Origin of the sequence: Mycobacterium sp. IS-1742, from assembly GCF_001500125.1 — a bacterium.
GTDB lineage: Bacteria > Actinomycetota > Actinomycetes > Mycobacteriales > Mycobacteriaceae > Mycobacterium.
This window is the reverse complement of sequence record NZ_LQIV01000045.1, coordinates 44,024-59,570: the sequence shown is the minus strand read 5'-3', so window position 1 is coordinate 59,570 and position 15,547 is coordinate 44,024. Positions and strand designations below refer to the sequence as shown.

The window sequence follows — 15,547 nt, the reverse complement described above, 5'->3', positions numbered from 1 at the left end:
CCAAAAGACGCCTTCACGCTGCGCCATTTCCGACTGACGGCCTGCCTAGGTTGACTTACGCTGCCGTCAATGGCACAATTCGACGCGCCCGTCAACGGCCCGTTCGCTAAATCTGCGCGCCATGTATTTCCCGTACCCGCGAGCGATTACGAATATTCATTCAAGTAACGGCCGATTCTGCGACTTCTCCGAAATCGGCATCGCGCAGCCACCGTGCTCCACCCCACGACGATCGGTTTGCTGGCCGCCGGCCGCCCGCCACCCGGCCGCGGAAGCGCGTCGACACGCGGCCAGATCCGATTTCTAAGGGGATCGTGAAAGCGCTGCAGACAGGTCGCATAGCATCAACCCCCATGACGAGCGTGACTGATCCTTCCGCGCCCTCCGGCGCCCACGAGATCGACATTCACACCACCGCCGGCAAGCTGGCCGACCTGCGCAAGCGCACCGAAGAGGCCCAGCATCCGGTCGGCGAGGCCGCCGTCGAGAAGGTGCACGCCAAGGGCAAGCTGACCGCGCGCGAGCGCATCCTCGCGCTGCTCGACGAGGATTCGTTCGTCGAACTCGACGCCCTGGCCAAGCACCGCAGCACCAACTTCGGCCTGCAGGCCAACCGCCCGTCGGGCGACGGTGTCGTGACCGGTTACGGGACGATCGACGGTCGCGAGGTCTGCATCTTCAGCCAGGACGCCACGGTGTTCGGCGGCAGCCTCGGCGAGGTCTACGGCGAGAAGATCGTCAAGGTGCAGGAGCTGGCCATCAAGACGGGCCGTCCGCTCATCGGCATCAACGACGGCGCCGGCGCGCGCATCCAGGAGGGCGTCGTCTCGCTCGGCCTGTACAGCCGCATCTTCCACAACAACATCAAGGCCTCGGGCGTCATCCCGCAGATCTCGCTGATCATGGGCGCCGCGGCGGGTGGCCACGTCTACTCCCCCGCGCTCACCGACTTCGTGATCATGGTCGACAAGACCAGCCAGATGTTCATCACCGGACCCGACGTCATCAAGACCGTCACCGGTGAAGAGGTGACCATGGAGGAGCTCGGCGGCGGCCACACCCACATGGCCAAGTCCGGGCTGGCGCACTACGTCGCCTCCGGCGAGCAGGACGCGTTCGACTACGTGCGGGACCTGCTGAGCTACCTGCCCCCGAACAACTACGCCGATCCGCCCCGCTACCCGGCGCCCGGACCGGTCGGCCCGATCGAGGAGACCCTCACCGACGAGGACCTCGAGCTGGACACGCTGATCCCGGACTCGCCGAACCAGCCGTACGACATGCACGAGGTCATCACGCGCATCCTCGACGACGACGAGTTCCTGGAGATCCAGGAGGGCTACGCGAGCAACATCGTCGTCGGCTTCGGGCGCATCGACGGCCGCCCGGTGGGCATCGTCGCCAACCAACCGACCCAGTTCGCCGGCTGCCTGGACATCAACGCCTCCGAGAAGGCCGCGCGGTTCGTCCGGACCTGCGACTGCTTCAACATCCCGATCGTCATGCTCGTCGACGTCCCGGGCTTCCTGCCCGGCACCGAGCAGGAGTACAACGGCATCATCCGCCGCGGGGCGAAGCTGCTGTACGCCTACGGCGAGGCCACGGTCGCCAAGATCACCGTCATCACCCGCAAGGCCTACGGCGGCGCGTACTGCGTCATGGGCTCCAAGGACATGGGCTGCGACGTCAACGTCGCGTGGCCGACCGCGCAGATCGCGGTCATGGGCGCCTCGGGTGCGGTCGGCTTCGTCTACCGCCAGCAGCTCAAGGAAGCGGCCAAAGAGGGTCACGACGTCGACGCGCTGCGCCTGCAGCTTCAGCAGGAGTACGAGGACACGCTGGTCAACCCGTACATCGCGGCCGAGCGCGGCTACGTCGACGCGGTGATCCCGCCGTCGCACACCCGCGGTTACATCGCCACCGCGCTGCGACTGCTCGAGCGCAAGATCACCCAGACGCCACCCAAGAAGCACGGCAACATCCCCCTGTAGATCGCCGGCCGAGGAGCAACGCCCATGTCGCAGGACACCGACATCACCGAGGTCAGCGATCACCGCCAGCTGACCATCGACCTACCCCCCGCCCCCGATCCCCACATCCACATCCTCAAGGGGCAGCCGTCCGACGAGGAGATCGCCGCGTTGGCCGCCGTACTCGCCGGCGCCGGTGGCGGACACGCCGAACCGGGCCCGCAGGAGTTCAACCCGTGGGGTCACCCGGTGGACAAGCTGCGCTACGACGTGTCGAGCTGGCAGCGGGTGACGCTGCTGGAGCGCACACACATGCGAAGGTGACCCGGGTCGTCCTCGGATCGGCCTCGACGGGCCGGCTGAAGGTGCTGCGCCAGGCCGGTATCGAACCGCTCGTCGTGGTCTCCGGGGTCGACGAGGACGCGATCGTCGCGGCCCTGGGCGCGGCGGCCCCGGCCGACCAGGTGGTGTGCGCGCTGGCCGCGGCCAAGGCCGCCAGCGTCGTGGACGCGCTGCCCGCCGATGTCGCGCAGGACTGCGTGGTCCTCGGCTGCGATTCGATGCTGCTGCTGGACGGCCGCCTGACGGGCAAACCCGGTACCGCGGCCGCGGCGCGGGCACAGTGGCAGCTGATGGCCGGGCGCAGCGGCGAGCTGTACACCGGGCACTGCGTCGTACGGGTCCGCGACGGGGTCGTGGAACGCCGCGAACACGAGGCGGCCGCCACCACGGTCCGCTTCGGCACCCCGTCGCCCGCCGATCTGTCCGCGTATCTCGACAGCGGTGAACCGCTCGGCGTCGCAGGTGCTTTCACGCTCGACGGGCTCGGCGGCTGGTTCCTCGAGGGCGTCGACGGCGACCCGTCGAACGTGATCGGACTGAGCCTCCCGCTCGTACGCCGCATGCTGGAGCGCATCGACCTGTCGGTCCCGCAGCTGTGGACGCGCTGACCACGGCCGCAGCACGACCCGGGCGGCGGTAGGCTCGATTCCGTGCCGCTGCCACCTGATCCCAGCCCGAAACTCGCCGACTACGCCCACCCGGAACGCCTGGTCACCGCCGACTGGCTGGCCAGCAACCTCGGCCGCCCGGGCCTGGCCATCGTGGAGTCCGACGAGGACGTCCTGCTCTACGACACCGGTCACATCCCCGGTGCGGTGAAGGTCGACTGGCACGTCGATCTCAACGATCCGAACGTCCGCGACTACATCGACGGCGAGCAGTTCGCCGCGCTGATGGACCGCAAGGGCATCGGCCGCGACGACACCGTGGTCATCTACGGCGACAAGAGCAACTGGTGGGCGGCGTACGCGCTGTGGGTGTTCACGCTGTTCGGGCATCCCGACGTCCGGCTGCTCGACGGCGGCCGCGATCTGTGGATCTCCGACGGCCGCGACACGACGCTCGACGTGCCGTCCAAGCAGACGAGCGGCTACCCGGTCGTCGATCGTGACGACGCCCCGATCCGGGCCTACCGCGACGACGTGCTGGCGATCCTCGGCAAGGAGCCGTTGATCGACGTCCGCTCGCCCGCCGAGTACACCGGCGAACGCACCCACATGCCCGACTACCCGGAGGAGGGTGCGCTGCGCGGCGGGCACATCCCGACCGCCCGGTCGATCCCGTGGAGCAAGGCCGCCCGCGACAACGGCCAGTTCCGCCCGCGCGCCGAACTCGAGGAGCTCTACGGCTTCCTGACACCCGACGACGAGACCGTCGTCTACTGCCGCATCGGGGAACGCTCGAGCCACACCTGGTTCGTGCTCACCCACCTCCTCGGCCTGCCCGGGGTGCGCAATTACGACGGCTCGTGGACCGAATGGGGCAACGCGGTGCGCGTGCCCGTCGCGGTCGGCCCCGATCCGGGTGAGGCTCCCGCGTCGTCATGACGATGTCCCCCTCGCTTCCCGCTCCCCTCGCCGAGGTCGTCTCCGAGTTCCAGGAGGTGCAGGGGCAGGACAAGCTCCGGCTGCTGCTGGAGTTCGCCGACGACCTGCCCACGCTGCCCTCCGAACTCGAAGAGGCGGCGATGGAGCCGGTACCCGAATGCCAGTCACCGCTGTTCCTGCACGTCGACGCCGCCGACCGCGACCGCGTCCGGCTGTACTTCAGCGCGCCGGCGGAGGCGCCGACCACGCGGGGTTTCGCGGCCATTCTGGCCACCGGGCTGGACGAGCAGCCGGCCGACGACATCCTCGGTGTGCCCGACGACTTCTACACCGAACTCGGGTTGGCCGCGCTGATCAGCCCGCTGCGGTTGCGAGGGATGTCGGCGATGCTGACCCGGATCAAACGCCGGCTGCGGGACGGCTGAGCATCCCGAGCGGCGGCGACGCGCAACTTACTTGCGAGTAACCGATACCGGTTACCGACCGCCTCAGGGCTGACGCTTAAACTCCCCCATGAGTTTCTCAAGACGTTCTTAAGTGAGTGCCCGAAAGGCATATCAGCAGGAGGCGAAGTGGCCAGTCACGCCAGCTCGAAGATCTCCAAGGTGCTTGTCGCCAACCGAGGAGAGATTGCCGTCCGGGTCATCCGGGCGGCGAAGGACGCCGGGCTGCAGAGCGTGGCCGTCTACGCCGAACCCGATGCCGACGCACCGCACGTCCGGCTCGCGGACGAGGCCTTCGCGCTGGGCGGCCAGACCTCGGCCGAGTCGTACCTCGTGTTCGAGAAGCTGCTCGACGCAGCGGAGAAGTCGGGCGCGAACGCGATCCACCCGGGTTACGGCTTCCTGAGCGAGAACGCCGACTTCGCGCAGGCCGTCATCGACGCCGGGCTCATCTGGATCGGGCCGAGCCCGCAGTCGATCCGCGATCTCGGGGACAAGGTCACCGCCCGCCACATCGCCGCGCGCGCGCAGGCGCCCCTGGTGCCCGGCACGCCGGATCCGGTCAAGGACGCCGACGAGGTCGTGGCGTTCGCCGAGGAGTACGGCGTCCCGGTCGCGATCAAGGCCGCCTTCGGCGGCGGCGGTCGCGGTATGAAGGTGGCCCGTTCCATCCAGGAGATCCCCGAGCTGTTCGATTCGGCCACCCGTGAGGCCGTCGCCGCGTTCGGACGCGGTGAGTGCTTCGTCGAGCGCTATCTCGACAAGCCGCGCCACGTCGAGGCGCAGGTGATCGCGGACCAGCATGGCAACGTCGTCGTCGCGGGCACCCGCGACTGCTCACTGCAGCGTCGCTTCCAGAAGCTCGTCGAGGAGGCGCCCGCACCCTTCCTGACCGACGCGCAGCGCAAGGAGATCCACGAGTCCGCCAAGCGCATCTGCAAGGAGGCCGGCTACTACGGGGCGGGCACCGTCGAGTACCTGGTCGGCCAGGACGGCCTGATCTCGTTCCTCGAGGTGAACACCCGCCTGCAGGTCGAGCACCCGGTCACCGAGGAGACCTCCGGCATCGACCTGGTGCGTCAGCAGTTCCGGATCGCCAACGGCGAGCCCCTCGACATCACCGAGGACCCGACCCCGCGCGGACACTCGATCGAGTTCCGCATCAACGGCGAGGACGCCGGGCGCGGCTTCCTGCCCGCCCCCGGCCCGGTGACCAAGTTCGAGCCGCCCACCGGCCCCGGTGTCCGGCTGGACTCCGGTGTGGAGTCCGGATCGGTGATCGGCGGTCAGTTCGACTCGATGCTGGCCAAGCTGATCGTCACCGGCGCCACCCGCGAGGAGGCCCTGGAGCGCTCGCGGCGCGCGTTGGCCGAGTTCAACGTCGAAGGACTGGCCACGGTCATCCCGTTCCACCGGGCGGTCGTCAGCGACCCCGCGTTCATCGGTGACGAGAACGGCTTCACCGTGCACACCCGGTGGATCGAAACCGAGTGGGACAACACCATCGAACCGTTCACCGGTGGTGACCCGATCGACGAGGACACTGCACCGCGGCAGACCGTGGTCGTGGAGGTCGGCGGCCGGCGCCTCGAGGTGTCGCTGCCGGGCGATCTGGTCCTCGGCAACGGTGGGGGTGCCGCCCCCGCCGGTGTGATCCGCAAGAAGCCGAAGCCGCGCAAGCGTGGCGCCCACGGCGGCGCCGCCACGTCCGGCGACTCGGTGACCGCACCGATGCAGGGCACCGTCGTCAAGGTCGCCGTCGAGGAGGGTCAGCAGGTGTCCGCCGGCGACCTGGTCGTCGTCCTCGAGGCGATGAAGATGGAGAACCCCGTCACCGCCCACAAGGACGGCACCATCACCGGACTCGCGGTCGAGGCCGGTGCCGCGGTCACCCAGGGCACCGTGCTGGCCGAGATCAAGAGCGACGGCGAGTAACCCTTCCTGCCTTTCCCCGGCGCAGTCCTTCGGCCCAGGCCGAACGACTGCGCCGGGTCTTTTACGCTGCCTGTGAACCCCTGTGGGGGGCGCGCTGATCCTGGACCGAGACACCCGTGACGGCAGGACCGGATACCACTTGGCTTACTGGATTTTGCTGTGGTCGCGGCGATCTCGGGGTGGGATCCGGCTCGCGAGTGCCCTCTTCACCAAATTGCTGAGCCTCGATTACGCAATGTGCTCTTTACACCGGCAAAGGTAAGTCGGACTACAAATCCGGCGTGGCCCTCGGGTACCGGAAATCGTTGCCAGGGTTCCCGATATGCGCGGTGAGAAGGGGTCGCCGGGCCGAACGCGAAGCATCCCGGAACGGCTGCGGCAACGTCAATTATGGGTAGAGAAGCACGTAGAGGGCGTCTTTTGGTCGCGGGACCACGGTCGCGGCGAACGCCTCACCGAGTCCGCGGCGGGCGAAGCACGCGGTTCCGAATCGGCGCACAGGTCGCCCGATTTTTTGCCGACTCATCCCATTATCCGCCCGGAAACGTTGCTTCAGCGAATAACGACAGGGTGTGCGAATATTTGCCTCAGCGTCATTCAGGCTCCGTAAGTTAACAACAGATCTTCCCAATTGCCTCTAAGGTTGCGCTCAGGTACAGTTTGCTACATGCCTGGGGCCAGGCAGGGACATGGTCATTGACGGCGGTACTCCGTCGTCAGGTACCAGGTGACGAGGCGGGTAAGGGACACATCGCCTCACCATCCGAGGGGGAGCGGTCCCGCTTCTTCGGCGAGAGCCGGGGAAGCGGGGCGCCGCCCGGCACAGCGGCTCAGGACCGGATGAACTCCAGGAGATCGGCGTTGATCGTCTCCGCATGCGTGGTGGGCATCCCGTGCGGGAAACCGGGGTAGGTCTTGAGCGTGCCGTTGCGCAGCAGGTTCGCCGACAGCGGTCCGGAGTCCTCGTAGGGGACGATCTGGTCGTCATCGCCGTGCATCACCAGGACCGGAATGTCGATCGCGGTGAGGTCGTCGGTGAAATCGGTCTGGGAGAACGCCACGATCCCGTCGTAATGGGCCTTGGCGCCGCCCATCATCCCCTGACGCCACCAATTCTGGATGAGCGCCTCAGAGGGCTCCACGCCCGGTCGGTTGAACCCGTAGAACGGCCCCGACGGCAGCGCCCGGTAGAACTCCGAGCGGTTGGCAGCCAACTGCGCCTGCAGGTCGTCGAACACGGACTTGGGTAGGCCGCCCGGATTGCTCTCGGTCTGCACCATCAGCGGCGGGACAGCACTGATGAGCGCGGCCTTGGCCGCGCGGCCCTCGCCGTGGCGCGCGAGGTAGTGGGCGACCTCTCCCCCGCCGGTGGAGTGGCCGACGTGGACGGCGTCATGCAGGTCGAGGTGTTCGACGACGGCCGCGAGATCGTCGGCGTAGTGGTCCATGTCGTGGCCGTCGGCCGTCTGCGTCGAGCGCCCGTGGCCCCTGCGGTCGTGGGCGACCACGCGGTAGCCCTGGCCGAGGAAGAACAACATCTGGGTGTCCCAGTCGTCGGCGGACAGCGGCCAGCCGTGGCTGAACACGATCGGCCGGCCGGAACCCCAGTCTTTGTAGAAGATCTCGACGCCGTCGTCGGTGGTGATGGTGGGCATGGCACTTCTCCTCGTTCTCCGGGACGGCGGGCCGCCGTGGCATCGGCGGCAACGCCACCGGTGGGGAACTTAGTTCCCGACGGCCTTGCCCGCTCGCTAGAGTCCACACGGGGACGGCCCGGAAGGCGAGGACGTGGAACCGGTCGAGATCAACGCGGGTGCCTGGTATCTGAGGGCGTTGCGCGCCGATGCGTTGATGGACGACCGCCCGGCACTGGCCGGCCTCGGTGAGACCGATCCCGATCACGTTCGCGTCGCCGCCGCCGAGTGGTCGGCGGACACCCGCTACCGGTGGGCGGTGTGCGAGCCGACGACCGGTGAGCTGCTGGCCGAGGTCGCGCTCCGCCCGGCCACCGGGGAGGTCTCCACCCGTGCCCGCACCGGGCACGAAGCAGCCGCCGGCGCGGCGGCAGAGGCCGTCCGCAGGTTCGCCAGCGCACTCGATCTCGGCGGTTGACGGCCCTCACTCGGCCCGAACCGGTCTCCACCATTGTTTGCTGGCCGACTCGGTTCGCCATGGGGACCGCAGTTCATAACGGTTTGATAGCTTTCGGGTGGCGACGCCCGAGCAACCATCAGCTCGGTTATCGTGAACCCCGACCGAGGGAGAATTCACGTATGAAACGTCAGATCGGCGCTGTCGCCGGTGTTGTGTCGATGGCCGCCGCCGCTGCGATCACCCTGGCTGCCCCGTCCGCGGCCGCGCCGCCGTGGGCGATGCCCGACGTCCGGGGTATGAACCTTCAGCAGGCGACCGACACGATCAAAGGCGTTACCGACGAAAAGGATCTGACGGTCAACTCGATCAACCTCACGGGCGCGCCCCAGAAGCAGATCAACCTCACAAACTGGATCGTGTGCTCACAGTCGCCGCGCGCCGGTGGGTCGATCGGGGCGAAGACCAGCATCGTGGTCGGCGTCCGGCGACCGAACTCCAGCTGCAGCTAGACCCGCACCCAACCGCCGCTCAGCAAACAGCGCTGGGCGTCAGGCCTCGTCGATGTCGGCACCGGTGGCGAGGTCGCCGCACTCGACCGCGACCACATCTTCACGTTGCCGGAGAAACCACCGGGCGCCGTCGTCGCCGGTGAGGGACGCGAGCAGCGCCGGCCAGTGCCGCCGCCCCACCACCACCGGGTGACCGGGGCTGCCGTGGTAGACCGCCCTCGCGACGCCACCGGACGCGGTGCGTGCCGCATCCACCACGCGGCGCACCACGTCGGCCCCCACGTCGGGGGTGTCCACGGTGTGCAGGACGACGGCGTCGGCTGCGGCGCCGACCGCGGCGATGCCGGCCCGGACCGAGGCGCTCAGTCCCTCCCCCCAGTCGGGGGCGACGACCGTCCGCGCCGGCGGCGGCACCTCCACGACCGCCGCGCCCAGCACCACGACCACGTCGGAGCAGCCTCCCCGGGCCAGCGCGTCGACCGCCCGACGCAACCACTCCCCCTCTTCTGCAAGGACTTTCGGCTTCCCGTACCGGGTGCCGGCCCCTGCCGCGAGCAGCACGCCGGTGGCCGACCACAACTGCGACATACGAAGAGTCTCCCCACGACGATGAAGCGTTCATTAAGAAATGCCCGACATTATGTCTACGGCGCGACTACCGGCGTACTGTTCCAGACAGGTTGAGTTCACAGCCGGCTGAAAACGTCATCGACGTAGGAGCGGGGCCGGACTCGACCCAGCATCCAAGGTTTTGAGACAGCAGGGCCGATTTCCCTGACGTGAGCCACAGTACAAATCTTGACTGATGGAGTCACAATGTCATCTTCGATCACCCAGCCGGCATCTCCTCCCGAGCGCGAGGTCCGCCACACCGCCGAGTTCGAGGCCGCAGTCCTGCCACCGTCCACCACGGCCGTGACCGCCCGCGGCGAACTCGATGCGGCCAACGCCCAGCACTTCGCCGACTTCGCGCTGCAGCATGCCGCCGGCGCGTTGATGCTCGACCTCTCGGGTGTCGAATTCTTCGGCACCGCAGGCTTTTCCGCGCTGCACACGCTCAACGTCCGCTGCGCGGAAGCAGACATCGCCTGGATCCTGGTGCCCAGCGCCGCGGTGAGCCGGCTGCTGCGGATCTGCGATCCGGACGCCACGCTGCCGTGTTCCGAGACCGTCGAGGCGGCGCGGATCGCCCTCCAGGATCAGGCGCGTCCGCTACTGCAACTGGTCGCGCAGCCGAGTTAGCGACTTGGCCAGCAGCCGGGACACGTGCATCTGCGAGATGCCGACCCGTTCGGCGATCTGGGTCTGGGTGAGGTTCTCGAAGAACCGCAGCAGCAGCACCATGCGCTCGCGCTCGGGTAGCGCCGCCAGCAGGGGTCGCAACGCCTCGCGGTTCTCGATCTGGTCGAGACCGAGGTCCACATCGCCGAGGGTGTCGGCGATCGCGGGCGCATCCTCGTTCCCGCTGTTGCCGCCGCTGTCGATCGACAGGGTGTTGTAGGAGCTGCCGGCGACCAGGCCCTCGACCACCTCGTCGCGGTCCATCCCGAGTTCCTCGGCGAGCTCACTGGCCGTCGGCGCGCGACCCAGCCGCTGGGACAGCTCGGCGGTGGCCGACCCCAACCGCAGGTGCAGTTCCTTCAGCCGGCGAGGCACCTTGACCGACCAGCTGTTGTCCCGGAAGTGCCGCCGGACCTCACCCATGATCGTGGGCACCGCGAACGACACGAAATCCGACCCGGCGTCGACGTCGAAGCGGATCACCGCGTTGACCAGCCCGACCCGGGCCACCTGGACGAGGTCGTCGCGCGGTTCACCGCGGCCGTCGAAGCGTCGGGCGATGTGATCCGCCAGCGGCAGGCAGCGTTCGACGATCCGGTCGCGCTGACGCTGGAACTGCGGTGTGTCCGGGGTGATCCCCTGAAGCTCTCGGAACATGGCGGCCACGTCCGAGTACTCAGAGTTCTGTCGTGGCGACGAACCCTGTGCCGACGATGGCGTCACCGCAGCGAACTCGCTCGTCTCGTCGTCATCGAGATGCCGAATACCTGTCCGTCACCGAGGGCGTGGCCGTCGGAGAAGGTCCGCACCTCATCGGTCAGCGAACTCAGCACATGCCAGCTGAAGCTGCCCGGCGCCAGGATGTCGGTGTTCTGACAGGTCGTCGACGCGTCGACGACGACCTCGGAATCGTTGGGGTGCACCACGACGACGAGAGTGGACTTCGGCACCGCCGATCGGATCAGCCGGGTGCAGGCTTCGTCGACGGCGAGCCGTAGATCGCTGACCGCGTCGAAGTCGAGGTCTTCGAACGTGCCCACGGCGGCGACAAGGGTGCGCAGCACCGCAAGATTCTCCAGCGTCGCCGCAACACGCAGCTCCACCGAACGGTCGGCATTGGCCTGCCCGTTGCGCTGGTTCTCGACCTCGGCCATCTGACCTCCCGGCAATATCGAAGCGAGACTACCCCAGCCGTTTCGCCGGCTAGCCATCGGCGCTGGGGGACGTCGCAGGTACGTACGTGTGGCTCCGTATTTCACCGGGTAATACCCGGTCGTGAAGCCGAATGACAGCGCCGTCGTGACGACGGCGTCCCTGATGCTCGCACCGACGATGCCGTGACGGGTGCAGTTGTGAATTCCGCGGGGACTGCATCCTCGCGCGCGCCAGCCTCGTGCTCACCATGGTGTGCCTCCAATACCCCGGCGACCACCGGTGCCAAACCCGTAACGCCGATCACAGGGAGGTGTCGATGCGACTCCGGCGCAGCGTAGTCAACGGCCCCGGACTGCGCCGGGTGCGCCGCGGCAAGGGCTTCTCCTACCAGGATGCCAACGGTGAGACCGTGACCGATCAGGAGACGGTCGACCGGATCAACGCCCTGGTGATCCCGCCCGCGTGGAAGAAGGTGTGGATCTGCCCCTATCCCAACGGACACATCCAGGCCGTCGGCACCGACGCGGCGGGCCGGCGTCAGTATCTCTACCACCAGCGGTGGCAGGAGGAACGCAACGAGGAGAAGTTCGACCGGGTGCTGCAGATGTCGTCCGCCCTGCCCGAGATGCGACGGCAGATCGCCGCGGACCTGAACGGGCGGGGTTGGCGACGCAACCGGGTTCTCGGGCTCGCGCTGCACCTGCTCGACCTCGGGTACTTTCGCGCGGGCGGTGACCAGTACGCCGAGGAGAACAACTCGTTCGGCATCGCGACCCTGCTGTGCGAACACGTCACGCTGCAACGGCAGGCCGTGGAGTTCGACTACCCCGCCAAGAGCGGGGTGCGTCGCACCCTGATGATCGACGATCCGGAGGTGGTGAAGGCCGTGCGGGCGCTGCTGCGTCACCCCGACCGGCCCGAGCGTCTGCTGGCGTGCCGCAACGGCGACGGGTGGGCCGAGATCCACTCCGACGACCTCAACACCCGGTTCAAGGAGTTGGTGGGCGCGGACTACTCGGTGAAGGACCTGCGCACCTGGCACGGCACCGTGCTGGCGGCCGCCGCGTTCGTCGACGCCGACCCGCCGGTCAACAAGACCGTGATCAAACGCGTGGAGTCGGCGGTGATGAAGGAGGTGTCCGAGGCGCTCGGCAACACCCCCGCGGTGGCACGCGCCTCATATGTGGATCCCCGGGTGGTCAACGGGTACGAATCGGGCTTGACCATCGCCGCGGCCGCGCGCCGGGCCGAGCGTGCCACCCGCCCCGACGAGCGTCAGGCGGTCCTCGAACGGGCGACCGCACGGCTGATCCGCCGGGTCGCCAAGAGTCAGTAGCCGCTGCGGGTGCCGTTGCCGAGGCACGTCAGCCCCGCCTCGGTGAGCGCCGCGGCGTCGAGCAGGTTGCGGGTGTCGACCACCACTGCGCCGGGCGCCTGTTCGGCGATGCGCACCCAGTCCAGGTCGCGGAACTGTGGCCACTCGGTGAGCACCACGATCGCGTCGGCGCCCTTGGTCGCCAGGTACGGATCGTCGACACCGACGACGGTCGCGCGGCGCAGCATCTCGGCGTCGATCCCGGCCAGCCGCGGGTCGTACGCGGTGACCTGCGCGCCGCGGGCGACCAGTTCGGCGCACACGGTCAGCGCGGGTGAGTCGCGCACATCGCTGGTGTTCGCCTTGAACGTCAGCCCCAGCGCCGTCACCCGCGCCTCGGTGATCGGCGGGTCGACGGCGCGGCTCACCGTGTCGGCGATCCGCACCGACTGCGCGGCGTTGGTGGCGCGGGCGGATTCCACTTCGGGCAGCGTGACGCCGTACTCGCATCCGGTGTGCAGCAGCGCGGCGGTGTCCTTCGGCAGGCACGAGCCGCCCCAGCCGGGGCCGGGTTGCAGGAAGTGCGGGCCGATGCGCACATCGGCGCCCATGCAGCGGGTGACGTCGGCGATGTCCGCGCCGACCTGTGCGCACAGCCGGGCCAGGGAGTTCGCGTACGAGATCTTGACGGCGAGGAACGCGTTGCTCGCGTACTTGGCGAGTTCGGCGCTCTCCGGGCTGGTCCGCAGCACCCGGCCAGGCGGGTAGAGCGACGCCACCGTGTCGGCGGGGCCGGTGTCGTCGGAGCCGATCACGATGCGGTCGGGATGGCGGAAGTCACCGATGGCGTGGCTCTCGCGCAGGAACTCCGGGATCGCGACGACGCGGTTACCGTTGTCGCGCAATCGCTCATCCATCCGCCTGGTCGTGCCCACCGGGACGGTGGACTTGAGCGCGACGATCGCGCCGGGCCGCAGAACGCCGACGAGCCCGCGCACGGCGGATTCGACCGCGCGCAGATCGGCCGAACCGTCGGACCGGCTCGGAGTGGAGACACAGACGAACACGACGTCGCGGTCGGTGAGATCGGCGTAGCTGGTGGTGAAGTGCAGGGTGCCGGTCCGCAGTCCCCGCTCGAGCAGTTCGGGCAGGTCCGGTTCGTCGATCAGCGGAACGCCGGCGGCGAGGTGGCGCACCCGCGCGTCGTCGACGTCGACACAGACGGTGTGGTGGCCCCGCTCGGCCAGGCACACCGCGCTGGTGAGCCCGACGTATCCGGCGCCGATCACCCCGACCCGAAGCGGGGTCACACCCGCTCCCTGAGAAGCGTGTCGACGGCCTCGAGGACGTCGATCTCGGTGAGCGCGAGCAGGCCCGGATCCGGTTGCCCGCCGTGTGGGTTCCCTTCGCGGCCGGCCCACAGCGACACGTGGGGGCCGGGACCCGGTGGGCCCCAACGGCTCGGCGGTGTCGGTCCGAACAGCAACACCGAAGGTGTTCCGGTTGCGGTCGCGATGTGGCCGACGCCGGTGTCCCCGCAGATCAGCAGCCCGCAGTCGCTGATCAGTGCGACCATGCCGAGCAGCCCGAGCGTGCCCGCGAGCACCGCGCCGGCAGGTAGACCGGCGCCCGCGGCGACCGCGCGGGCCAGCTCGAGTTCGCCGGTGTCGCCGGTGATCACCACCTCGTGCCCCGCGGCGTGCAGGGCGGCCGCGACGGCGGAGAACCGCTCGGGCGGCCAGCGGCGGGCGGGGAACGCCGCGCCGGGGTGGATGACGACCACGCCGGTGCGGTCTGGATGGCCGGGGGGCCGCGGGATCGTCAGATCGGCTCGATCGCAGGGTATTCCGGCCCACTCGAGGAGCCCGCACCAGCGGTCGACCTCGTGCAGTTCCGCCTGCCATGCGGGTCCCGGCAGTCCCGGGAACGCGTCGTGGCGGTGGGTGAGCAGGTAATGCGGGTCGACGGCGAGCAGATCGCGGATGCTTTCCGGACCACTGCCGTGCAGGTTGACCGCCAGGGCGGGTGGGGGACGCACCGGGCGCAGCCGGCCGAGCCCCGGGGTGGGTTCGACCGCGTCGACCGCCCCGGTGAGTTCGGCCAGAGCGCGGAAGCGCTCGGGGGTGGCCAGCACGATGTGCGCGTGCGGGTACGCCCGGCGCAGGCCACGCAGCGCGGGCACCCCGGTCAGCAGATCGCCCAGGCCGAGTGCCCGCAGCACCAGGATCGTGTCGCCGGCGGGGTGGTTCAGGGCCACGACGACTCCGTCGGGGCACACACCACCAACTCCCGCACCTCGCAGCCGACGGGCTGGGTGAGCGCGAACACGACGGTCTCCGCGACGTTCTCGGGCTGGTTGAGCTTGGCGTCCGGCGGCGGCTTGTACTGCTCGTCGCGGTTGTCAAAGAACGCGGTGTGCATACCGCCGGGGATCAGAGTCGTGACGCCGACCTCACCGGCCAGCTCGGCGGCCAGCGCCCTGGTGAAGCCGATGACGCCGAACTTCGACGCGCAATAGGCGGTCGCGTCGCTGACCGCTTTGATGCCGAGGGTGGACGCCACCGTCACGATGCGGCCGTGGGTGGTCTTGAGGTACGGCAGCGCCGAACGCACGACCGCGGCGGTGCCCAGCAGGTTGACGTGGATGACCCGTTCCCAGTCCTTGACCGGGACGTCGCCGAGCTTGCCGCACGCGTCGGTACCGGCAGCGGTGAACACCCCGTGCAGTCGGCCGTCGACCCGCTCGGCGAGGTCGCGCACCGCGGCGTCGACCGCGCCGGTGTCGGCCAGGTCGCACTGCGCGAACGCGATGTCCTCGCCGAACTCGCCGGGTAACGGGTTCACGTCGATCACCAGCGGTGTGCCGCCGTGTCGCCGTACGGCTTTCACGGTGGCGGCGCCGAGGCCGGAGGCGCCGCCGGTGATGAGGATGTTGCCGAGCTCTCGAGAAGTCATG

Annotated in this window: 17 protein-coding genes; 10 read left to right on the top strand and 7 right to left on the bottom strand. The window is 68.9% G+C overall.

Annotation, left to right across the window (positions count from 1 at the left end; all coding sequences use genetic code 11):
- The first annotated feature begins 353 nt into the window (after positions 1–353).
- The 6 genes from AU196_RS24285 (at position 354) to AU196_RS24260 (ending at position 6,237) form a co-directional block, all read left to right on the top strand.
- Complete coding sequence (locus AU196_RS24285; RefSeq protein ID WP_059097648.1) at positions 354–1,991, top strand: acyl-CoA carboxylase subunit beta; 1,638 nt, start codon at positions 354–356, stop codon at positions 1,989–1,991.
- 24 nt (positions 1,992–2,015) lie between these two features.
- Positions 2,016–2,294 carry an acyl-CoA carboxylase epsilon subunit gene (locus tag AU196_RS24280; protein ID WP_059097647.1) on the top strand — a complete coding sequence of 93 codons (279 nt, stop codon included), beginning with the start codon at positions 2,016–2,018 and terminating at the stop codon, positions 2,292–2,294.
- On the top strand, positions 2,291–2,920 hold the full coding sequence (locus AU196_RS24275; protein ID WP_059097646.1) for a Maf family protein: 630 nt from the start codon (positions 2,291–2,293) through the stop codon (positions 2,918–2,920). The genes AU196_RS24280 and AU196_RS24275 overlap by 4 nt, the downstream gene beginning before the upstream one ends.
- 42 nt (positions 2,921–2,962) lie before the next feature.
- Positions 2,963–3,859, top strand: a complete 897-nt coding sequence (locus AU196_RS24270; RefSeq protein WP_059097645.1) for a sulfurtransferase — start codon at positions 2,963–2,965, stop codon at positions 3,857–3,859.
- On the top strand, positions 3,856–4,284 hold the full coding sequence (locus tag AU196_RS24265) for a SufE family protein (protein ID WP_059097644.1): 429 nt from the start codon (positions 3,856–3,858) through the stop codon (positions 4,282–4,284). Before AU196_RS24270 ends, AU196_RS24265 begins: the two co-directional genes overlap by 4 nt.
- A 147-nt stretch (positions 4,285–4,431) precedes the next feature.
- Positions 4,432–6,237 carry an acetyl/propionyl/methylcrotonyl-CoA carboxylase subunit alpha gene (locus tag AU196_RS24260; protein ID WP_059097643.1) on the top strand — a complete coding sequence of 602 codons (1,806 nt, stop codon included), beginning with the start codon at positions 4,432–4,434 and terminating at the stop codon, positions 6,235–6,237.
- A gap of 830 nt (positions 6,238–7,067) precedes the next feature.
- On the opposite strand, the gene AU196_RS24250 is transcribed toward AU196_RS24260, so the two are convergent.
- On the bottom strand, positions 7,068–7,892 hold the full coding sequence (locus AU196_RS24250) for an alpha/beta fold hydrolase (RefSeq protein ID WP_059097641.1): 825 nt from the start codon (positions 7,890–7,892) through the stop codon (positions 7,068–7,070).
- Positions 7,893–8,025: 133 nt separating this feature from the next.
- Between AU196_RS24250 and AU196_RS24245 the strand changes: the two genes are divergently transcribed.
- Both AU196_RS24245 and AU196_RS24240 read left to right on the top strand, forming a co-directional pair.
- A complete protein-coding gene (locus AU196_RS24245; protein WP_059097640.1) occupies positions 8,026–8,349 on the top strand; it encodes a hypothetical protein in 324 nt (107 codons plus the stop codon).
- Between the two features lie 200 nt (positions 8,350–8,549).
- Positions 8,550–8,840 carry a PASTA domain-containing protein gene (locus tag AU196_RS24240; protein WP_231737704.1) on the top strand — a complete coding sequence of 97 codons (291 nt, stop codon included), beginning with the start codon at positions 8,550–8,552 and terminating at the stop codon, positions 8,838–8,840.
- 39 nt (positions 8,841–8,879) lie between these two features.
- Here AU196_RS24240 and AU196_RS24235 read toward each other — a convergent pair whose 3' ends face one another.
- Entirely contained in the window at positions 8,880–9,428 is a 549-nt protein-coding gene (locus tag AU196_RS24235) for a nucleotidyltransferase family protein (RefSeq protein WP_059097638.1), read from the bottom strand.
- A 228-nt stretch (positions 9,429–9,656) separates the two neighbouring features.
- Between AU196_RS24235 and AU196_RS24230 the strand changes: the two genes are divergently transcribed.
- Positions 9,657–10,082, top strand: coding sequence for an STAS domain-containing protein (locus AU196_RS24230; protein WP_059097637.1), 426 nt, complete (start codon positions 9,657–9,659; stop codon positions 10,080–10,082).
- Here AU196_RS24230 and AU196_RS24225 read toward each other — a convergent pair.
- Positions 10,053–10,844 carry an RNA polymerase sigma factor SigF gene (locus AU196_RS24225; RefSeq protein ID WP_059097636.1) on the bottom strand — a complete coding sequence of 264 codons (792 nt, stop codon included), beginning with the start codon at positions 10,842–10,844 and terminating at the stop codon, positions 10,053–10,055. The two genes, AU196_RS24230 and AU196_RS24225, sit on opposite strands and share 30 nt — an antisense overlap.
- Entirely contained in the window at positions 10,841–11,275 is a 435-nt protein-coding gene (locus AU196_RS24220; protein ID WP_059097635.1) for an ATP-binding protein, read from the bottom strand. The genes AU196_RS24225 and AU196_RS24220 overlap by 4 nt, the downstream gene beginning before the upstream one ends.
- 317 nt (positions 11,276–11,592) lie before the next feature.
- Between AU196_RS24220 and AU196_RS24215 the strand changes: the two genes are divergently transcribed.
- Entirely contained in the window at positions 11,593–12,612 is a 1,020-nt protein-coding gene (locus AU196_RS24215; protein ID WP_059097751.1) for a DNA topoisomerase IB, read from the top strand.
- Here the strand turns inward: AU196_RS24215 and AU196_RS24210 are convergent.
- From AU196_RS24210 to AU196_RS24200, 3 genes are read right to left on the bottom strand one after another with little or no spacing between them, the layout of a single operon-like run.
- Positions 12,606–13,901, bottom strand: a complete 1,296-nt coding sequence (locus AU196_RS24210; protein WP_059097634.1) for a UDP-glucose dehydrogenase family protein — start codon at positions 13,899–13,901, stop codon at positions 12,606–12,608. The genes AU196_RS24215 and AU196_RS24210 overlap by 7 nt on opposite strands.
- On the bottom strand, positions 13,898–14,848 hold the full coding sequence (locus tag AU196_RS26245) for a glycosyltransferase family 9 protein (protein ID WP_231737703.1): 951 nt from the start codon (positions 14,846–14,848) through the stop codon (positions 13,898–13,900). Before AU196_RS26245 ends, AU196_RS24210 begins: the two co-directional genes overlap by 4 nt.
- A complete protein-coding gene (locus AU196_RS24200) occupies positions 14,839–15,546 on the bottom strand; it encodes an SDR family oxidoreductase (RefSeq protein WP_059097633.1) in 708 nt (235 codons plus the stop codon). Before AU196_RS24200 ends, AU196_RS26245 begins: the two co-directional genes overlap by 10 nt.
- Position 15,547 lies beyond the last annotated feature (1 nt).